This is a genomic window from Janthinobacterium sp. SUN033 (assembly GCF_030397595.1).
In the GTDB taxonomy this organism is placed as follows: domain Bacteria; phylum Pseudomonadota; class Gammaproteobacteria; order Burkholderiales; family Burkholderiaceae_D; genus Janthinobacterium; species Janthinobacterium kumbetense.
The window spans coordinates 251,192-269,108 of record NZ_JAPQNV010000004.1; the positions used below are offsets into that span (position 1 = coordinate 251,192).

Genomic DNA, 17,917 nt, shown 5'->3' on the forward strand with positions numbered 1-17,917 from the left:
CAGGCCGGAGTCTGCGGCGCGCGACGCCTATCTGGCCAAGCCGTGATCTGGCGCAGAATAATTGTTACCAAATCCTGGTTGCCAGCGGGCCAATACACGCTTATATAGAGTATCGGCAAGTTTCAACACTCTCCCCCGGCAAGCGCCACGGCGCGCTGCCACCCCGGCAAGCTCGCTTATAATTGGCCGGCATAATTAACCGAAAGACATACGACGCATGACATCTTCAAAATCCGCTGGCCCCGCTGGCTCGAAGCCGCCCACCAAGGGCAGCAAACCCAAACGTTTCCTGCTGATGGCCCTGGTATCGCTGCTGGGCCTGGGCATCGTCGGCGTCTTGCTGGTGGTCTTTGGCCTGGCCATGGCGTATCCGAACCTGCCGGCGCTCGATACCTTGACCGATTACAAGCCAAAGATGCCGCTGCGCGTGTTCACGTCCGACAGTGTGCTGATCGGCGAGTTCGGCGAGGAACGGCGCAACATGGTGCACATCAAGGATATTCCCGATGTCATGAAGAAAGCCGTGCTGGCCATCGAGGATGACCGCTTCTATGAGCATGGCGGCGTCGATTACCTGGGCATCACGCGTGCGGCCCTGCACAACCTGACGGGCGGCGCCAAGCAAGGCGCCTCGACCATCACGCAGCAGGTGGCGCGCAATTTCTTCCTGTCCAGCGAACAGACCCTGAAACGCAAGGCGTATGAAGTCTTGCTGGCCTGGAAGATCGAGAAAAACCTCAGCAAGGACCAGATCCTCGAAGTGTATATGAACCAGATTTATCTGGGACAGCGTGCCTACGGCTTCGCCTCGGCCGCGCAAATCTATTTCGGCAAGAATATCCAGGATCTCACCGTGGCGGAAGCGGCCATGCTGGCCGGCTTGCCGAAGGCGCCGTCGGCCTACAACCCCGTCGTCAATCCGAAACGCGCGCGCATGCGCCAGCAATACATCCTGCAACGCATGGCCCAGCTGGGCTACATCACGCCGGCGCAGTACGAAGAAGCGAAAAATGAAGAGCTGAAAGTGAAAACCGACAGCAGCGCCTTCGGCGTGCATGCGGAATACGTGTCGGAAATGGCGCGCCAGCTGGTCTACGAGCAATTCAAGGAAGATACCTATACGCGCGGCCTGAACGTCTACACCACCATCACCAAGGCCGACCAGGACGCCGCCTACATCGCCTTGCGCAAGGGCGTGATGGATTACGAGAAACGCCACGGCTACCGTGGCCCGGAAGCGTATATCGAGATTCCAAAAACCAAGGCCGAAGCCGATGACGCGATCGAGACGGAACTGGCCGACCATCCGGACAGCGACGACATCATCGCCGCCATGGTGCTGCAAGCGTCGCCCAAATCCTTGCAGGCCGTCACCTCGGCCGGCGAGGAAATCACGATTACCGGCCCCGGCCTGACCTTCGGCGCGGCCTGGCTGTCGGAAAAAGCGGCGCCGAACCGCCGCATCAAGCGCGGCGCCGTGATCCGCGTCATGCAGGAAGGCAATACCTGGGTCTTGACGCAGATGCCGGAAGTGCAATCGGCGTTCGTCTCGGCCAGCACCACGGACGGCGCCATCCGCGCCATGGTGGGCGGCTTCGATTACAACCGCAACAAGTTCAACCACGTCACGCAGGCGTGGCGCCAGCCCGGTTCGGCCTTCAAGCCCTTCATCTACTCCGCGTCGCTGGAACGGGGCCTGTCGCCGGCGACCATCATCAACGATGCGCCGATTTCATTCGACGCGGGCCAGACGGGCGGCCAGGCGTGGGAACCGAAGAACTACGACAGCAAATACGATGGTCCGATGACCATGCGCAAGGGTCTGATGAAATCGAAGAACATGATTTCCATCCGCATCCTGCACAAGATCGGCGCCAAGTATGGCCAGGAATACGCGACGCGCTTCGGCTTTGACGCGGACAAGAACCCGCCCTACCTGACCCTGGCCCTGGGCGCCGGCAACGTGACGCCGCTGCAGATGGCGGGCGCGTATGCCGTGTTCGCCAATGGCGGCTACAAGATCAACCCGTACCTGATCGCCAAGGTGACCGATAGCGACGGCAATGTCTTGTCGCAAGCCAAGCCGGACCTGGCGGGCGAGGAAGCCAACCGCGTCATTGACGAGCGCAATGCCTTCATGATGAACAGCATGCTCAACGACGTCGTGCGCTTCGGCACAGCAAACAAGGCCATGGCCTTGAAGCGCCCCGATCTGGCCGGCAAGACGGGCACGACCAACGATTCCATCGACGCCTGGTTCGCCGGCTACCAGGCCAAGCTGGTGGGCATCGCCTGGATCGGCTACGACCAGCCGCGCAACCTGGGCAACCGGGAAACGGGCGGCGGTCTGGCCTTGCCGATCTGGATCAGCTACATGGCGAAAGCCCTGAAAAGCATTCCCGTCGAGGAACGCGCCGTGCCGGAAGGCCTGATCCACGTGGGCGACGAATATTACTATGCGGAAAATCCACCGGGTACGGGCGTAGGCAGCCTGGAAGGCGCGGCGCGCGGCACGCCGGAGGAAGAAAAGGCGAAAGAAGCCGTCAAGAACGAACTGTTTTAAGATCGTTTGATGCAAAAAGGGCAGCCTGAAGAGGCTGCCCTTTTTTATTACGCACGGCTAAGACAATTACTTCAATACGACTGCCGTGCCTGCCTGCTCACTGGCCATGGCCGACAGGGCCGCAAACAGTTCCGAGCCATCGCGCGTGTTGCGCCATTCGTCGTCCACGCGCTTGTAGTGGAAACCGCCGGAACGGGCCGCCACCCACATCTCGCGCATGGGGGCCTGGCTGTTGACGATGATTTTCGTGCCGTTATCGATGAATTCGATTTCCAGCACATTGCCGCTGCGGCTGCATTCGACGTCGAGCACGTCTTCATCGTTCAGCCGGTCCAGCGCCGCCTCGATCTGGGTCAGGGTGGCTTCGGCCAGGGCCAGGAATTCCGATTCGCTCATGCTACACTCCAAAGATCTTAATCAAACCGTGATTCTAATCGTGAAGTCATCCTCAGCGTTTTATATCGGCACCGCCATTGTGGTTTCTAGCGTCCTGGCCGGCTGCGGCCAGCCCGGCCCCCTGTACCTGCCCAAGCCGCCAGCGGCCAAGGGTGCGCCGGCAAAAGGTCCGGTCGAACCGGCGCCCGTGCCGCCGCCACCGGTCATCGTGCCAGCCGCCTAAACGGCACGCACCGGGGTGGCTGCCTTGGCCGCCCTGGCGCTCTTTTCTCGCTTGCTCCAGGCGAAATACACGCGAATTAGCAGCAGTAGCGCGACGATGGAGCCGAACAGTATCGGTTGCGCGAAATTGTGCTTGCCCGCCTTCATCCACCAGAAGTGCAGGATGCCCAGCGGCGCGATGATGTAGATCAAGCGGTGCAGCCACTGCCAGCGCTTGCCCCCCAGGCGTTTCACCATGCCGTTCGTGCTCGTCACGGCCAGCGGAATCAGCAGTACGAAAGCGATGAAACCCACGGTGATGAACGGCCGCTTGAGTACATCCTTCCACATTTCCTGCACATCAAAAAAGTGATCGAACCATAAAAAGGTGGTGAAGTGCAATGCCGCGTAGAAAAACGCGAACAAGCCCAGCATGCGCCGCAGCTTGATCAGCCAATTCCATTGCGTGAAGCGCCGCAAGGGCGTGACCGCCAGGCTGATGCACAAGAAATACAGGGTCCAGTCGCCCGTGCCGCGCGTGATGAATTCCAGCGGCTCCACCAGTTGCCCCGTGTACGTCAGCCAGACCATGCGGGCAAACGGCAGCAGCGCCAGCAAGAAGATCAGGCTTTTGAATAGCGACAATTGTCTCGGCGTGGGGTTGAGGGCCATGGTCTTTCCTTAAAAGAACTTCTTCAGGTCCATGCCCGCGTACAACGAAGCGACATCGTTGTAGCCATTGAACATCAGGGTCTTGCGCTTGCGCGTGAGAAAACCGTCTTCGCCGATGCGCCGCTCGGAAGCCTGCGACCAGCGCGGATGATCGACGTTCGGGTTCACATTCGAGTAAAAACCATATTCGGACGGCGCCGACAGGTTCCAGGACGTGCGCGGCTGTTCCTTGACGAAACGGATCTTGACGATGGATTTGGCTGACTTGAAACCATATTTCCACGGCAACACCATACGCACGGGCGCGCCATTCTGGTTCGGCAAGGTTTCCCCGTACATGCCCAGGGTCAGCAGTGCCAGCGGATGGTTCGCCTCGTCGATGCGCAAACCTTCCGTATACGGCCATTGCAGCACGCGGCTGCCCACGCCCGGCATCTGTTTCTTGTCGGCCAGGGTGATGAATTCCACATACTTGGCATTGCCCGTCGGTTCGACCTTCTTGATGATTTCCGAGAAGGAATAACCGACCCACGGAATGACCATCGACCAGCCTTCCACGCAGCGCAGCCGGTAGACGCGCTCTTCCAGCGGCGCCAGCTTCAGCAGCGCGTCCAGGTCCAGGGTCATGGGTTTCTTGACTTCGCCTTCGATGCTGACCGTCCACGGACGCGGGCGCAGGGTGCCCGCGTTTTGCGCCGGATCGCTCTTGTCCGTGCCGAATTCGTAGAAATTGTTGTAGCTGGTGGCGTCTTTATAGGCCGTCTGTTTTTCCAGCGCCGAATAGGCGGGATTCAGTTTGGCAGCCAGCTTGGGATTGGTGCCTTGCGCGAAGGCTTCGCGGCTGGCCATTTCCAGCAAGGCCGCGCTGGAAATCGTGCCCAGCGCCACTTGCTTGATGAAACTGCGGCGCGATTCAAACACGGCGCGCGGCGTGATTTCGGAAGAATACGGCAACTCAATGCCGTTGGGACTGCGCTTGATCAACATGGCGGCTCCGGGAAAAGGTGATTATTTGTACCTTACACCAGTTTTCCCGGGCCGTTCATGACGCTTCTGTCATGAAAAAATCGTTACTAAAGTGTCCGAAAAAAGTTCAGGGCAAGGCGCCTTGCCGCAGGCAGTACGCATAGTACGACCAGGCAAGGCAACGCCGCCATGGGCTTTTTCTCGGGCACTTTTACAATTTCCCGTAAGAATGGAGGCCGGAAAGGAACATGTTCACGCCCAAAAACGCAAACGTCGTCACCAGCAAGCCCACCAGCGCCCACCACGAGGCGACGCGGCCGCGCAAGCCTGTCATCAGGCGCATGTGCAGCCAGGCTGCATAGTTGAGCCAGACGATCAGCGCCCACGTTTCTTTCGGGTCCCACGACCAGTAGCCGCCCCACGCTTCGGCCGCCCACAGGGCGCCCAGGATGGTCGCTACCGTGAAGAAAGCGAAGCCCACGGAAATGGCCTTGTACATCACGTCGTCGAGCACTTCCAGCGACGGCAGGCGGTCGACCAGGTAGCCGCTCGATTTGAGCAGGTAAGCCGCCGCCACCATGGCCGACAGGGCGAAGGTACCGTAGCCGATGAAGTTGGCCGGCACGTGGATCTTCATCCACCAGCTTTGCAGGGCCGGCACCAGCGGCTGGATTTCGGCCGCGTCGCGCGTGACCGTGTACCACATCAGGAACACGACGGCCGCCGAAATGACCAGCATGACGAAGGCGCCCAACTGGCGCGTCGCGTAATGCTGCTCGTAATACAGGTAGAACATGGCCGTGATCAAGGAAAACAGGATGAACACTTCATACAGGTTCGACACGGGAATATGGCCCACGTCGGCGCCGATCAGGTAAGACTCGTACCAGCGCACCAGCATGCCCGTCAGGCCCAGCACCACGCCGGCCCAGCACAGCAGGGAGCCGACGGACGAGCCGAATTCCGAGCGCGCCACCAGGCCGATCCAGTAGAACAGGGTCGACAGCACGAACAGGGTGCCCATCCACAGGATGGCGGACTGGCTCGACAAAATGTATTTCAGGAAGAATTTCTGATTCGCCATCTCCAGGTGGCCGGCGTACAGCTCGATGGCGAACAGCGACAGCACGGCTGCCACGGGGATCAGCCAGCGCACGGGCTTCCAGTACCAGCCCAGCCACGCGAACGTGGGCGCCGCGGCCAGCAAGATGGCTTTTTCATAGATATCCATGAAGGCGCCAAAGCGCATCAGGCCGAACAGGGAGGCTGCCAGCAAGCCGGCGCCGTACAACCAATCGATCAGGCTCAGGCGCTTGAAAAATCCCGGTTCCTGCGTATATATTTGCTTGTTTGCCAATTCCATCATTTTCTCCATTCCCGGCGACGCGCAAGCGTCCCGGACACAGCGCAGCTTACGCCGATTGCGGCAGCTTTGCCTTCAAGTTCTCAAATTCTTTTTCAAAATCCAGGGTCTTGCGTTGCGTGCTCATGGCCATCAAGGCCTCGCTGCCGCCCTCGCCATCCTTGATCCACACCCACAGGCGACGCTCGCGGATATAAAACATGGAAAATACGCCGATCACGAGGAACAGGCAACCGAGGTAGACGACGCTCTTGCCTGGCGAACGCGTCACTTGCAGCACAGACGCCTTGATTTCCGTAAAGTCGTCGAGTTGCAGATACACGGGCGCGCCATAGAAGAAGCTGTCGGACAGCGCATTCGTGGCCAGCTGCAGGAAGCGGCCGTGCTTGTCATCGGCCTCGATGGCCTTCAAGCCATCCTGGGCGCGCGCCGCCTGCCACAAGTCCCACAGGCTGCCATTCAAGATCTTCATGAAGATGTCGGCCGCTTTTTCTTGCTCGGCGGCAGGAATTTTCTCCAGGAAACGTGAAATGGCGAGGAAACCGCCCTCTTGCCCATTGCCGGCAAAGATGCCCAGGCTCTTCGCCGCCGATTCCTGCAACTGGCTGCGCAAGGCTTCCGCGCCCGCCTGCGGCATGGCGCGCGCCGCATAGCGCGTGGCGGCTTGCTGGCGCAGCGCGGGATCCTGCAGCGCGGCACGCAAGCGCATCCATTCGTTCACGCTGTAATTGTCATCGGCGGGAATGCGCAGATAGCTGAACGGATCGCTGGGGTTGACGCGCATGCCGGCCAGGAACACCGTCGTGCCATCCACGGCGACCGGCTGCATATAGTTCTGGTACTCGCGCGCCTGGCCCGTCTTGTCGCGCAATTTGTATTGCACCGAGGGGCCCACGTTCTTGAGATCCTTGTTGTTCGCGTTCTTCGCGGCGGAACCGAGGCGCTTGTCCAGGCCGACGGCGAATTTATCGTTAAAACTTTCCGCCTTGTTGACGGCGCGCACATCCTGGCCCGCGCTGAGGTTTTCCACGTTGAAGGGACGGAAACCCGACCATTCCACCGTGTAGGAATTGCCATCGCTGCGCTCGAGCGGCGTGCTGCCGCCCACTTCGCCGCCGATATCGAAGCGTTTCGTCGTCTTGCCCGTCATCGGATAACCCGTCAACTTGAGCTTGCTGCCACCATCCTCAAAGCTGGACTGGTACAGGGCCAGGCCCTTGTAAAGCAGAGGCTGGTTGACTTTGATGGTTGCTGGGAAACTTTCCCCCGTCGCATGGTCGGTGACGACCACGTCGCTGGCAAACAGCTTCGGCATGCCCGTGCTGTAAAAATCGATGTGGAATTTCTTCAACAAGATCGTGATGGGCAAATCCTGGATCAGCACGCCATCGGCCTGGGGAATGATGGCCGTGTTGCTCGACGAGCCTTCCGGGATCATGGTATTGCCGCGGAAAGTGGGGTTCGACAGGCTCAGGCGGTGCTGGGCGGGGATGTCGGCGATCACGCCGCTGCCGGCAAACGGCGTCTTGCCAAAGAACCATTGCTGTACGCGGATCGGCATTTCCGAGTCGAGCAAGCCGCCCACACAGATGATGACGATGGCGCCGTGGGCAAAGATATAGCCCCATTTATTGGCGGCACCCCGCTTGGCGGCCACCAGGGTGGCGTTGTCCTTCTCGACCACCTTGGCACCGTAGCCGGCGTCTTTCAGGCGCATCACCATCTGCTGCGCCAGCACGGCGCGCGGCAGCGGCGCCTGCCATTCCAGCTTGTGGTGGAAATTGCGCAGCGATTGCTCGCGCACATTGTCGCGCCAGCTGCGCATGTCCTTGAGCATCTTCGGCGCATTGCGCACGATGCACAGCGAGGTCGAGGCGACGAGGAAACCCATGATCACGAGGAACCACCAGGCCGAATACACGGAATACAGGCTCAGCTTGTCGAAAACGGTGAACCAGAACGGCCCGAACTGGTTGACATAGTTGGGCATGGGCTCGTTTTGCTTGAGCACGGTGCCGATGATGGAGGCGACGGCGATCAGGGTCAGCAGGCTGATGGCAAAGCGCATCGACGAGACCAGCTCGACGAATTCAGCCAGGCTGCGGCGTTGGGTCTTTAACTCGATTCCGGTCGTGCCTGTGCTCATACGTGGATACTCATACGGGATATGCAATCTTCAAGAAAATGTGGCATGGAGCTGATAGTTTCTCCGCGCAAGGCGGCAGCATACTCCTGTTTGGCCCCTGCCATAAAAAAGGGCAGCCTGTTGAGACGGCCGCCCTCGTTCATGCGCGCTGGTGCGCCTGGCAATCTCTTGCCACTATGAAAACTTACTTCAGGCCGGCGATGTAATCGGCAACGGCGGCGATCTCGTCATCCGACATGCGGGCGGCGATGGTATGCATTTGCGCGCTGTTCTTGCGGGCATCAGCCTTGGTGCTGCGGAACATGGTCAGCTGGGCCACCGTGTAATCCTGGTGCTGACCGGCGATGCGCGGATACTGGACGGGAATGCCATTGCCCGTCGCGCCATGACAGCTGGCGCAGGCGGCAACTTGCTTGGAAGCAATGCCACCACGGTAGATTTTCTTGCCCAGGTCGATCGTATCCTTGTTTTTCGCGGCACCCGGTTTGGACAGTTGCGCGCCCAGGTAGGCGGCGATATTTTTCTTGTCGGCGTCGCTGAGCATCTTCGCGTACGTCGTCATGACGGGCTGGCTGCGTTCCGGCGTGGTGAAGTCGACCAATTGCTTGTAGATATAGCTTTCGTGCTGACCGGCCAGTTTCGGATTGACCGTGATGGTCGAATTGCCGGCCGCGCCATGGCAGGAGACGCAGGCAGGCAAGCCGCGCGCCGCATCGCCATCGGCGTACAGGGTGGCGCCCTTGGCGGCGTCGGCCTTGACGGCCGGTTTCGCTGCTTCGACCGCGGAGGCAGTTGCCGATACAGCCAGCAATGCGAGCAGCATGGATTTGATAAACGGTGAAAACGCACGATTCATTCAGGCACCCTGAGACAGTGAGAAATTAGTGGTGGACATTGCCGAGCCCTGTGGATTTTTGCTTTATTTTCAGGGCCGCAAGCCGCATCGCTGCTACGCCGGCAACAATAAACAACCCCTTATTGTACAATAGCTTCTTGGCGTTATCGCTCCCTTATCGCTCCCTTTTGTTGCTTTACTACTCCCATGTCAAAACTCTGGCAAGCCCGCTTCTTTACGACCGTCAACCAATTGCGTGACCTGCCCGATACCACGGTGCCGGAAATCGCCTTTGCCGGCCGCTCCAATGCCGGTAAATCGACCGCCATCAACATCTTGTGTAATCAGAAAGGCTTGGCGTTCGCCTCCAAGACACCTGGCCGTACCCAGCATATCAACTACTTCTCCATCGGCGGCGCCCACGTGGCGCAGCACCGCAAGGATGCCACCATCGTCGAAGAGATCGAATGCCTGCTGGTCGACTTGCCGGGCTACGGCTACGCGGAAGTATCGGGCTCGGCCAAATTGCACTGGCAGCGCCTGCTGGGCGACTATGTGCAGCGCCGCGAGCAATTGGCGGGTTTGATCCTGATCATGGATTCGCGCCGCCCGTTCACCGACCTGGACATTCAAATGCTGGAATGGTTCGCCCCGACCGGTAAACCGATCCACTGCATCCTGACCAAGGTCGATAAGCTGAACCGGAATGAATCCGTGAATGCCTTGCGCCAGGCGAAAGCCAAGCTCGACAGCTATGTGGATGAAGACGGCGTCGGCTTCCCGTTCACCGTGCAACTGTTCTCGGCCCTGAAAAGAGTCGGCATCGACGAAGCCAATGACAAGATCATGGAACTGGCCGGCATCAGCGAAGACGGCGCGGCCCAGATGGTTGAATTGATCGACATGGAAGACGACGTCGAGCCGGAATCGGATAAACCGGCTTGATCGAGATCAACGCTGCGTAAAAAAAGCTGCCCGTTCACACGGTGCAGCCTTTTTTATTGCCGTCAGTTTGACGGGCGCCTAGCGCCGTCCCGGCCCTGGCCGTTTCTCGGAAAAGAATTCCTGGCGCAGGAAAGCCATCAGCTCGGCCGTGTCTTCTACGCGGGCGCTGAGGTTGACGTTACGCCCCAGGCGGCGCGATTCCCACACGAAGTCGCCCGGTTTTTCGGCACGGATCAGCTGGATCATCTTCTTCAGGATGGCCGTTTCGATATCGGGCTCATTGCCCAGCTCCACTTTTTCCTGCTTCAGCCAGTTGCGCTTGAAGTTGCCGTTCCAGCCCTTGAACTTGACTTCCGCGCTGAACGAGGTCTGGTTGACGATGGAAAACACGCCGCCCGAATCCTCGCGGTCGCTGCCGGAATTGCGTCCCTGGGCGCCGGCGATATTCGCCTTGGCCACGCGCATGGCGCGGTCGTTTTCGCTTTCCTCGGCCGGCGGCGCGGGATTTTGCGCCTGACGCTGCTTGCGGCGCTGCTCGATCATCGAACTCATGTCTTCAGCGGGCGGCGGCGGCAACGGCACTTTCGACACCAGCGGCGGCGTGAAGGTTTCCAGTTTCGGCTTGTCGCGCGGCACGTCTTTCGTGACCACGCGCTTGCTCGGCGCCGGTGGCGGTTTGACCTTGGCCACTTTCGTGTCCTTCGGTTTCGGCGTGGGTTTCGGTTGCGGCTTCGGCTGCGGCTTGTCTTTCAGCGGCGCAATGTAGACCATCGCGCTTTCCTTCTTCGGCGGCGGGATCTTTTCGATCTTGTCGCTACGCAACAAGACATACGCCGCCAGCAGCACGTGCAGCAAGACGGACACGCCGAGCGCCACCTTGCGCATGGTGCTGGTCCTGGACCCGTAGGCCGGTGGTGGCTGGATGACTTGCCCGCAGGTGGGGCAAACATCGGAATCGGCAGCCATCAAATGGGTCGTGTCATGCAAAATGAATCGTGCTTTCTGTGTAGCGACAAAAGTAATCTTACAGGGCAGCCATAGTGCCAGAGTCCCTTGCTTTTGGGAACACTTCCTCGGCATTTCCAACCCAAAGCGTACAGGATAGCGACTTTCCTTGCAGCGGTATCAGCGTACCCTAGCCGTCTCTTGACGGTTGTTACCGTATGTATCACGGCCCATACAAAACCGGCGCCGCATTCACTCAGGAACGGGGCGCCGGTGCTGGCCGTATGGCGGATCAGGCCTTGTTGTCGAGCGCCACCAATTGCTCGTCCGTCAACGGTCCCGTGCCGCTGTACTTGTCCAGGAACAGATAAATCACGGGGGTGATGAACAGGGTAATCACTTGCGAAAAGAGCAATCCCCCGACCACGGCCAGGCCCAGCGGCTGGCGCAGCTCGGCGCCGGCGCCCAGGCCCAGGGCGATCGGCAAGGCGCCCATCAAGGCCGCCGCCGACGTCATCATGATGGGACGGAAACGCAGGATGCAAGCCTGGCGGATGGCCTCCGCTGGCGCCAGACCGTCGTTGCGCTGCGCATGCAGGGCGAAGTCGATCATCATGATGGCGTTTTTCTTGACAATGCCGATCAGCATCAAAATGCCGATGATGGCGATCATGGTCAGGTCCATGCCGAACAGGCGCAAGGTCAGCAGCGCCCCCACTGCCGCCGATGGCAAGCCGGCCAGGATGGTCAGCGGGTGGATATAGCTTTCATACAACACGCCGAGCAGCACGTAGATCACGGCCAGCGCGGCAATGATGAGGATGATCTGGCTGGACTGCGAGCTCTGGAACACGGCCGCGTCGCCGCCGTAGCGCGTGATGATGGAGGCCGGCAGGCTCATGTCCTTGGCCATCGCGTCGATCTTGCCCGTGGCGATGCCCAGCGGCACGTCCGGCGCCAGGTTGAAGGCGATGGTAACAGCCTGCAACTGCCCCTGGTGATTCACGGACGTGGGCCCGATCGTTCGTTCCACGTAGGCAATACTCGACAGTTTCACCAGTTCGCCCGTCTTGCTGCGCACGGACACGCGCGTGAGCGCATCGTCGTACTGGCGGTCTGCCGTGGCCGCCTCCAGGATCACGTAATAGCTGGCTGCCGACGAGTAGATGGTCGACACTTGCCGCTCGCCAAAGGCGCTGTACAGGGCCGTGCGGATATCGGACATTTGCACGCCCAGCAAATTGGCCTTGTCGCGGTCGATCCTGAGCGACGCCTGCAAGCCCTTGATCTGCGAATCGCTGGTGACGTCGCGGAAGGCCGGATCCGTGCGCATTCCGGCAATAAACTTTTCCGCCCAGTCATTCAAGGCGTCGGGACTGACGCTTTGCAAGGTGTACTGGTAGCGGCTCTTGCTCTGGCGTCCGCCCAGCTGCAAGTTTTGCACGGGGCGGAAATACACGGCCATGCCGGGCACGGTGCTCGTCGCGCGGCGCAGGTTTTCCAGCACCACGGGCATTTTCGGCCGCTCGTTGCGCGGTTTCAAGACCATGAACATGCGGCCCGTGTTGCCGCCGCCGACGAACGAGGTCACATCCTGCACGCTGGGGTCCGCCTTGAGCACGGCCGCCACGCGCGCCTGCAAATCCTGCAATGCCGCCGAGGAGATGTCTTCCGACGCTTCCGTATTCACCTGAATCTGGCCCAGGTCTTCTTCCGGGAAGAAACCTTTCGGTATCGTGGCGTACAACAGCACCGTCAGCGCAAAGGTACACACGGCAACGAACAGCACCACATTGCGGTGCGCCAGGGCCTTGTCGAGCAGGTGCACATAACCATTGCGCAATTTCGTGAAACCCGCTTCGAAATGGCGGCCGATGAAGGTTTTTTCGCCATGGCTGGGGTCGCTGTCATTATGCTCGCGCGAATCGGCCGGCAGGAAGCGGCTGGCCAGCATCGGCACCAGGGTCAGCGAGACGATGGCGGACACCAGCACGGCCAGCGAGACGACAACGGCGAACTCATGGAACAACAAGCCGATCACGCCCGGCATGAAGAAGATGGGGATGAACACGGCCACCAGCGAGACGGAAATCGAGATGATGGTAAATCCCATCTCTTTCGCCCCTTCCAGGGCCGCGCGTATCGGTTTCTTGCCCATTTCGATATGGCGCACGATGTTTTCCAGCACCACGATGGCATCGTCGACGACGAGGCCGACGGCCAGGGTAATGCCCAGCAGCGAGACGTTGTCGAGGCTGTAGCCGAGCCAGTACAGCAGGGCCAGGGCGCCCAGCAGGGAAATCGGCATGGTGACGGCAGGAATGAAGGTGGCGGCCGCGCGGTGCAGGAACAGGAAGATCACCAGCACCACCAGTACCACCGTCAGGGCCAAGGTCAAATTGACGTCGTGGATGGCTTCGCGTATCGACAGCGAACGGTCGTTAACCAGGCTGATCTGTATCGATTGCGGCAATTGTTCCTTAAACCCAGGCAACAAACGGCGTACGCCATCAACCACTTGCACGGTGTTGGCATCCGGTTGGCGCTGCACCATCAGGCTGATCGAGCGCTCACCGTTGAAACTGCCGACGGCCTTGATCGACTGAAAGCTGTCTTCCACCTCGGCCACGTCTTTCAGGCGCACGGGCTGGCCGTTGCGGCTGGCGACGATCAGTTCAGCAAAATCGGCCGCTTTCATCATTTGCGGATTGCCCTGGATGGTCAGGGTCTGGCTCGGGCCGTCAAGGATGCCCAGCGGGGAATTCGTGTTCGAGGTGCGCAAGGCGGTGGCCAGCTCGTCCATCGTCAGGTTGCGCGCATTCATCAGGTCGGCACGGGCGCGCACGCGCACGGCAAAGCGCTTCTGGCCATTCACGATCACCTGGGCGACGCCAGGCAGGGTCGACAAGCTCGGGGCGATCAGGTTTTCCGCATAATCGTTGAGATCCGACAAGTTCAGCGATGGCGATGTCATCTGGATGAACAGCACCGGCGCATCGGCGGGATTGACCTTGCGGTAGGATGGCAAGTCCGTCATTTCCGTCGGCAACTGGCGCTGCGCGCGCAGCAGCGCGGCTTGCACGTCGACGGCCGCCTCGTTGACATTGATGCTGGCGTCAAATTCCAGGGTCAGCGAGGTATTGCCCAGCGTGCTCGTGGACGTGATCAGGCTGAGGCCGGAAATGGTGGAAAATTGTTTTTCCAGTGGCAAGGCCACCGACGAGGCCATGGTTTCCGGGCTGGCGCCGGCCAGGTCGGCACTGACGTTGATGACGGGCGTGTTGTAGCTCGGCAAGGCCGCCACGGGAATTTGCAGGTAGGCCAGCACGCCGGCCAGGATGATGGAGAGGGACAGCAGCACCACCATGACGGGGCGGCGGATGCTCAGTTCGGACAGGTTCATGCTGGCTTGCCCTGCGGTGCGGCGGCGCCATCGGCGGCCTTGTGTTTTTCCGCCAGGCGCACCTTGCTGCCTGGACGCAAGTTCTGCTTGCCATCGACGATGACTTTTTCATCGCCTGCCAGGCCCGTGACGACGGCGCTCGGCCCGAATGCGTACACGCGGGTAATCTTGCGCATCTTGGCCGTGCTGTCCGCCTCCATCGAGTACACAAAGGTGCCGGAAGTACTCGTGATGATGGCGTTTTGCGGGATCACCAGCGCATCCTTGAGGGTGCGCACGGTCAGCTGCGTATTCACGTACTGGCCTGGCCACAAATCGGTGCCGCCATTATTGAAACGCGCCTTGATCCGGATCACGCCGGTGGCGGAATCGACGGCATTGTCGATAAAGTTCAGTTTGCCGTCGAGCTGCTTGCCGCCCGCATCGGACAACAGCGCCGTGACAGGCACCTCACCCGCCTTTTGCGCCGCCAGCAAGCCCGACAGGCTGCTTTCCGGCAAGGTGAACGACACGTCGATCGGGTCGAGCTGGGTGATGCTGGTGAGCGACGTGGTCGGCTGCACCAGGCTGCCCGCATAGACATTGATGGCCCCTACCCTGCCCGCCTGCGGCGCGCGCAGGACGGTGTAGCTGGAGTCGACCTGGGCGGCGCGCAAGGCGGCCTGGTCGGCAGCCAGCAAGGCGCGTGCCGCGTCGAGCTGGCTTTGCAGGGTATCGACGGCGCCCTGAGCGATAAAGTTCTTGCTCAGCAAATCCTGGCTGCGCTTGAGCTGGTGCTCGAAGTCCTGCACCGAGGCGCGGTCGCGCAAGACCTGCGCCTGCGCCTTGTCGACATTCGCGTGTTCGCTGCGCGCATCGAGAGTGAACATCAGCTCGCCCTGCTTGACGAACTGGCCTTCGCGGATATGCACCTTGGTAATCGTGCTGGTCGTCTGCGGGTGCAAGTCGACGCTGCTGATCGGCATCACGCTGCCATTGGCCTGCAGCACCATCGGCACATCCTGGCGCACCGGAACGACCACGCTCACCGTCGTCGGCGCCTGTCCGCCCTTGCCCCCTTTGCCATCCTGCCCACCGCTCGCCGCGCCGGGCTGATGATTGAAATACCAGATGCCGCCGCCGATACACAGGGCCGCACCCACGAGGATTGCCAGACTAGTCTTTTTCATTGTTCTGTCACGCTGTCGCAGCGCAGGGCTGCAGGTTGAAGGTAGTTGCCAGGGGGGCATAAAGCACAATATTGTCGCACGGAAATGCTCACTTTCCTGCGTAATACTCAGGCACGATCAGGGTGACTTCCAGTCCACCGTCGACATGATTGAGCAGTGAAACCGTGGCGCCATGCTGTTCGGCGATATTGCGCGCGATGGTCAGGCCCAGGCCCGTGCCGCCCGATTCGCGCGAACGCGAAGTCTCGATGCGGTAAAACGGTTCGAACACTTTAGCCAATTGATCTGGCGCAATACCTGGCCCCCCGTCGCGGATGCGGATGCGCGCGGCACCCGGGATGCGCTCGACGGCAACCTGCGCGTACAGGCCATATTTGACGGCATTGTCGATCAAGTTCACCAGGCAGCGCCGCATGGCGATCGGACGCGCCATCAAGGCCATGCCTGCCTGCCCATTCAGGGTGACTTTCTGGCCGGCATCAGCCGCGTCGGAACAGACGCTATCCAACAGGGAATCGAGATCCAGCGCCTGCATCGCTTCCGTGCTATCCATCGAGCGGGCCAGATCCAGCCCTTCCTTGACCATGCTTTGCATGGCTGACAGGTCGCCCACGAGGCGATCATACAATTCCGTATCGGCCACTTTTTCCAGGCGCAGGCGCAAGCGCGTCAGCGGCGTCTGCAAGTCGTGCGTGATGGCTGCCAGCATTTGTGTCCGCTGGGAAATATGCTGGCGGATGCGCGCCTGCATGGCATTGAAGGCGGCGCTGGCCTGGCGGATCTCGCTGGCGCCCGACAGGGTCAGCGGCGGATGGTTGATGTCGTTGCCCAGGTCTTTCGCCGCCTGCGCCAGCTGCTTGAGCGGGCGCATGGTCATGCGCGTGACCAGGTAGGCGAGGATGGCGATGCTGATCAGGAAAGGCAGCAAGGTCATCCAGTCGTTGTGTTCATTGAACGGCGGCTGCTGGCGCGGCGGCAAGACCATCAGGCGCAGCACGTGGCCATCCTGCATGCGCACATCGAGGTTTTCGCACGTGCCGCCCCATGGCTTGGCGGCAAACATGCCCGGCGTCTGGCGCGGTTTGACGCAGGCGGCCGGGCGTTCGGCCAGCGCGCTGACCTTGAAACCTTCGCCCAGCTTGGCTTGCAGGGCGGTGGAAAATTCCGTCGGCGCGCCGGGCGTATGTTCCGTTTCGGGACGCAGTTCCAGGCGCACGCTGCCCTTGTTGGCCACTTTCAGGTAGGCGGCGCGCGAGGCCAGCGGCACCACGTCGGCCGCCATCACCAGCTGCTCGGCCCGCTCAACGGCGTGGTAGTCGCGGTATTGCTCGATGGCGCGCTGGCGTTCGCCCACTGCCAGCCACTGCGTCAGCGCGGCCGACGCGACGATGCCGATCAGCAGAAACATGAAGACACGGCCCGTCATCGAGCCCAGGAAGGCCTTCACGCGTGCGGCTCCACATTGACCTGGCCGGCCAGCACGTAGCCGCCGTTGCGCACGGTTTTGATGATTTGCGGCAAGCGGGCATCTTCACCGAGCTTTTGCCGCAGGCGGCTGATCTGGATATCGATCGAGCGGTCGAACGGGTCGGCGTCGCGGCCCTGCGTCAGGTTCAGCAACTGATCGCGGTTGAGCACGCGGTTCGGGTGCTCCAGGAAGACGCGCAGCAAGCGGAACTCCGCGCCCGACAGCATGATCACCAGGCCGCTGGGATTGAGCAGGTGGCGCGCCGTCAAGTCCAGGGTCCAGCCGGAAAAGCGGATTTGCTGCGCCTTGTCCGATGGCACGTTCGACGGCATGGCATGGCTGCGGCGCAGCACGCTGCGTATGCGCGCCAGCAATTCACGCGGTTCGAACGGTTTCGGCAAGTAATCATCGGCGCCCATTTCCAGGCCCAGGATGCGGTCCAGCGGTTCATTGCGCGCCGTCAACATGATCACCGGCACCGTCGATTGGGCGCGCAGCTTGCGGCACAGGGTCAGGCCATCGTCGCCGGGCAAATTCAAGTCCAGCACGATCAAGTCGGGCCGCGTTTCGTCGAGGATTTTCCACATGGCCGTGCCATCTGCCGCGCCCAGGGTGCGGTAGGCGTTCGTTTCCAGGTAGTCCGCCAGCAAGCTGCGGATATCGCGGTCATCGTCGACGATGAGAATTGTAGAAGTGGGTTCCATGGTACGAATTATCCCCACTTCCCCCGGCCTTGCACAGCGCATTTGTATCGTCTTGTATATAGGAGACCCGAAGAAACATATAGATACAAACTGTCTGGCAGCGGACACTTCGGGGAAACATGGCGCGTCCAACATGGATTC

Annotated in this window: 14 protein-coding genes; 3 read left to right on the top strand and 11 right to left on the bottom strand. The window is 60.6% G+C overall.

Annotated features, from left to right (window positions below; genetic code table 11):
• The first annotated feature begins 217 nt into the window (after positions 1–217).
• The gene (locus OX460_RS18225; RefSeq protein ID WP_077398866.1) at positions 218–2,563 is read left to right on the top strand and encodes a penicillin-binding protein 1A; all 2,346 of its coding nucleotides are present in this window, start codon (positions 218–220) and stop codon (positions 2,561–2,563) included.
• Positions 2,564–2,629: 66 nt separating this feature from the next.
• Here OX460_RS18225 and cyaY read toward each other — a convergent pair whose 3' ends face one another.
• Entirely contained in the window at positions 2,630–2,959 is a 330-nt protein-coding gene (gene cyaY, locus OX460_RS18230; protein WP_099665730.1) for an iron donor protein CyaY, read from the bottom strand.
• A gap of 40 nt (positions 2,960–2,999) precedes the next feature.
• On the opposite strand from cyaY, the gene OX460_RS18235 reads away from it, so the two are divergent.
• Positions 3,000–3,182, top strand: a complete 183-nt coding sequence (locus OX460_RS18235) for a lipoprotein (protein WP_143451401.1) — start codon at positions 3,000–3,002, stop codon at positions 3,180–3,182.
• On the opposite strand, the gene OX460_RS18240 is transcribed toward OX460_RS18235, so the two are convergent.
• From OX460_RS18240 to OX460_RS18260, 5 genes are all read right to left on the bottom strand, one after another.
• Positions 3,179–3,832 (bottom strand): protein-methionine-sulfoxide reductase heme-binding subunit MsrQ, encoded by a 654-nt coding sequence (locus OX460_RS18240; RefSeq protein ID WP_099665731.1) that lies wholly within the window; start codon positions 3,830–3,832, stop codon positions 3,179–3,181. The genes OX460_RS18235 and OX460_RS18240 overlap by 4 nt on opposite strands.
• A gap of 9 nt (positions 3,833–3,841) precedes the next feature.
• Positions 3,842–4,819: a protein-methionine-sulfoxide reductase catalytic subunit MsrP gene (gene msrP / locus OX460_RS18245; protein WP_289899522.1), complete on the bottom strand. Its 978-nt coding sequence runs from the start codon at positions 4,817–4,819 to the stop codon at positions 3,842–3,844.
• 190 nt (positions 4,820–5,009) lie between these two features.
• Complete coding sequence (gene ccsB, locus OX460_RS18250) at positions 5,010–6,161, bottom strand: c-type cytochrome biogenesis protein CcsB (RefSeq protein WP_034753239.1); 1,152 nt, start codon at positions 6,159–6,161, stop codon at positions 5,010–5,012.
• Between the two features lie 49 nt (positions 6,162–6,210).
• On the bottom strand, positions 6,211–8,307 hold the full coding sequence (locus OX460_RS18255; RefSeq protein WP_289899523.1) for a cytochrome c biogenesis protein ResB: 2,097 nt from the start codon (positions 8,305–8,307) through the stop codon (positions 6,211–6,213).
• A 184-nt stretch (positions 8,308–8,491) separates the two neighbouring features.
• A complete protein-coding gene (locus OX460_RS18260) occupies positions 8,492–9,163 on the bottom strand; it encodes a c-type cytochrome (RefSeq protein ID WP_077398855.1) in 672 nt (223 codons plus the stop codon).
• Positions 9,164–9,349: 186 nt separating this feature from the next.
• Between OX460_RS18260 and yihA the strand changes: the two genes are divergently transcribed.
• Positions 9,350–10,087: a ribosome biogenesis GTP-binding protein YihA/YsxC gene (yihA, locus tag OX460_RS18265; protein WP_077398853.1), complete on the top strand. Its 738-nt coding sequence runs from the start codon at positions 9,350–9,352 to the stop codon at positions 10,085–10,087.
• A 78-nt stretch (positions 10,088–10,165) separates the two neighbouring features.
• On the opposite strand, the gene OX460_RS18270 is transcribed toward yihA, so the two are convergent.
• The 5 genes from OX460_RS18270 to OX460_RS18290 all read right to left on the bottom strand — a co-directional run bounded on the left by OX460_RS18270 (position 10,166) and on the right by OX460_RS18290 (position 17,776).
• Positions 10,166–11,053, bottom strand: a complete 888-nt coding sequence (locus OX460_RS18270; RefSeq protein WP_253192768.1) for a hypothetical protein — start codon at positions 11,051–11,053, stop codon at positions 10,166–10,168.
• Positions 11,054–11,324: 271 nt separating this feature from the next.
• Positions 11,325–14,435 carry an efflux RND transporter permease subunit gene (locus OX460_RS18275; RefSeq protein WP_099665734.1) on the bottom strand — a complete coding sequence of 1,037 codons (3,111 nt, stop codon included), beginning with the start codon at positions 14,433–14,435 and terminating at the stop codon, positions 11,325–11,327.
• Positions 14,432–15,604 carry an efflux RND transporter periplasmic adaptor subunit gene (locus OX460_RS18280; protein ID WP_289899524.1) on the bottom strand — a complete coding sequence of 391 codons (1,173 nt, stop codon included), beginning with the start codon at positions 15,602–15,604 and terminating at the stop codon, positions 14,432–14,434. The genes OX460_RS18275 and OX460_RS18280 overlap by 4 nt, the downstream gene beginning before the upstream one ends.
• A gap of 88 nt (positions 15,605–15,692) precedes the next feature.
• On the bottom strand, positions 15,693–17,051 hold the full coding sequence (locus OX460_RS18285) for an ATP-binding protein (protein ID WP_099665736.1): 1,359 nt from the start codon (positions 17,049–17,051) through the stop codon (positions 15,693–15,695).
• Positions 17,048–17,776 (bottom strand): response regulator, encoded by a 729-nt coding sequence (locus tag OX460_RS18290; protein WP_034753223.1) that lies wholly within the window; start codon positions 17,774–17,776, stop codon positions 17,048–17,050. Before OX460_RS18290 ends, OX460_RS18285 begins: the two co-directional genes overlap by 4 nt.
• Positions 17,777–17,917: the final 141 nt, after the last annotated feature.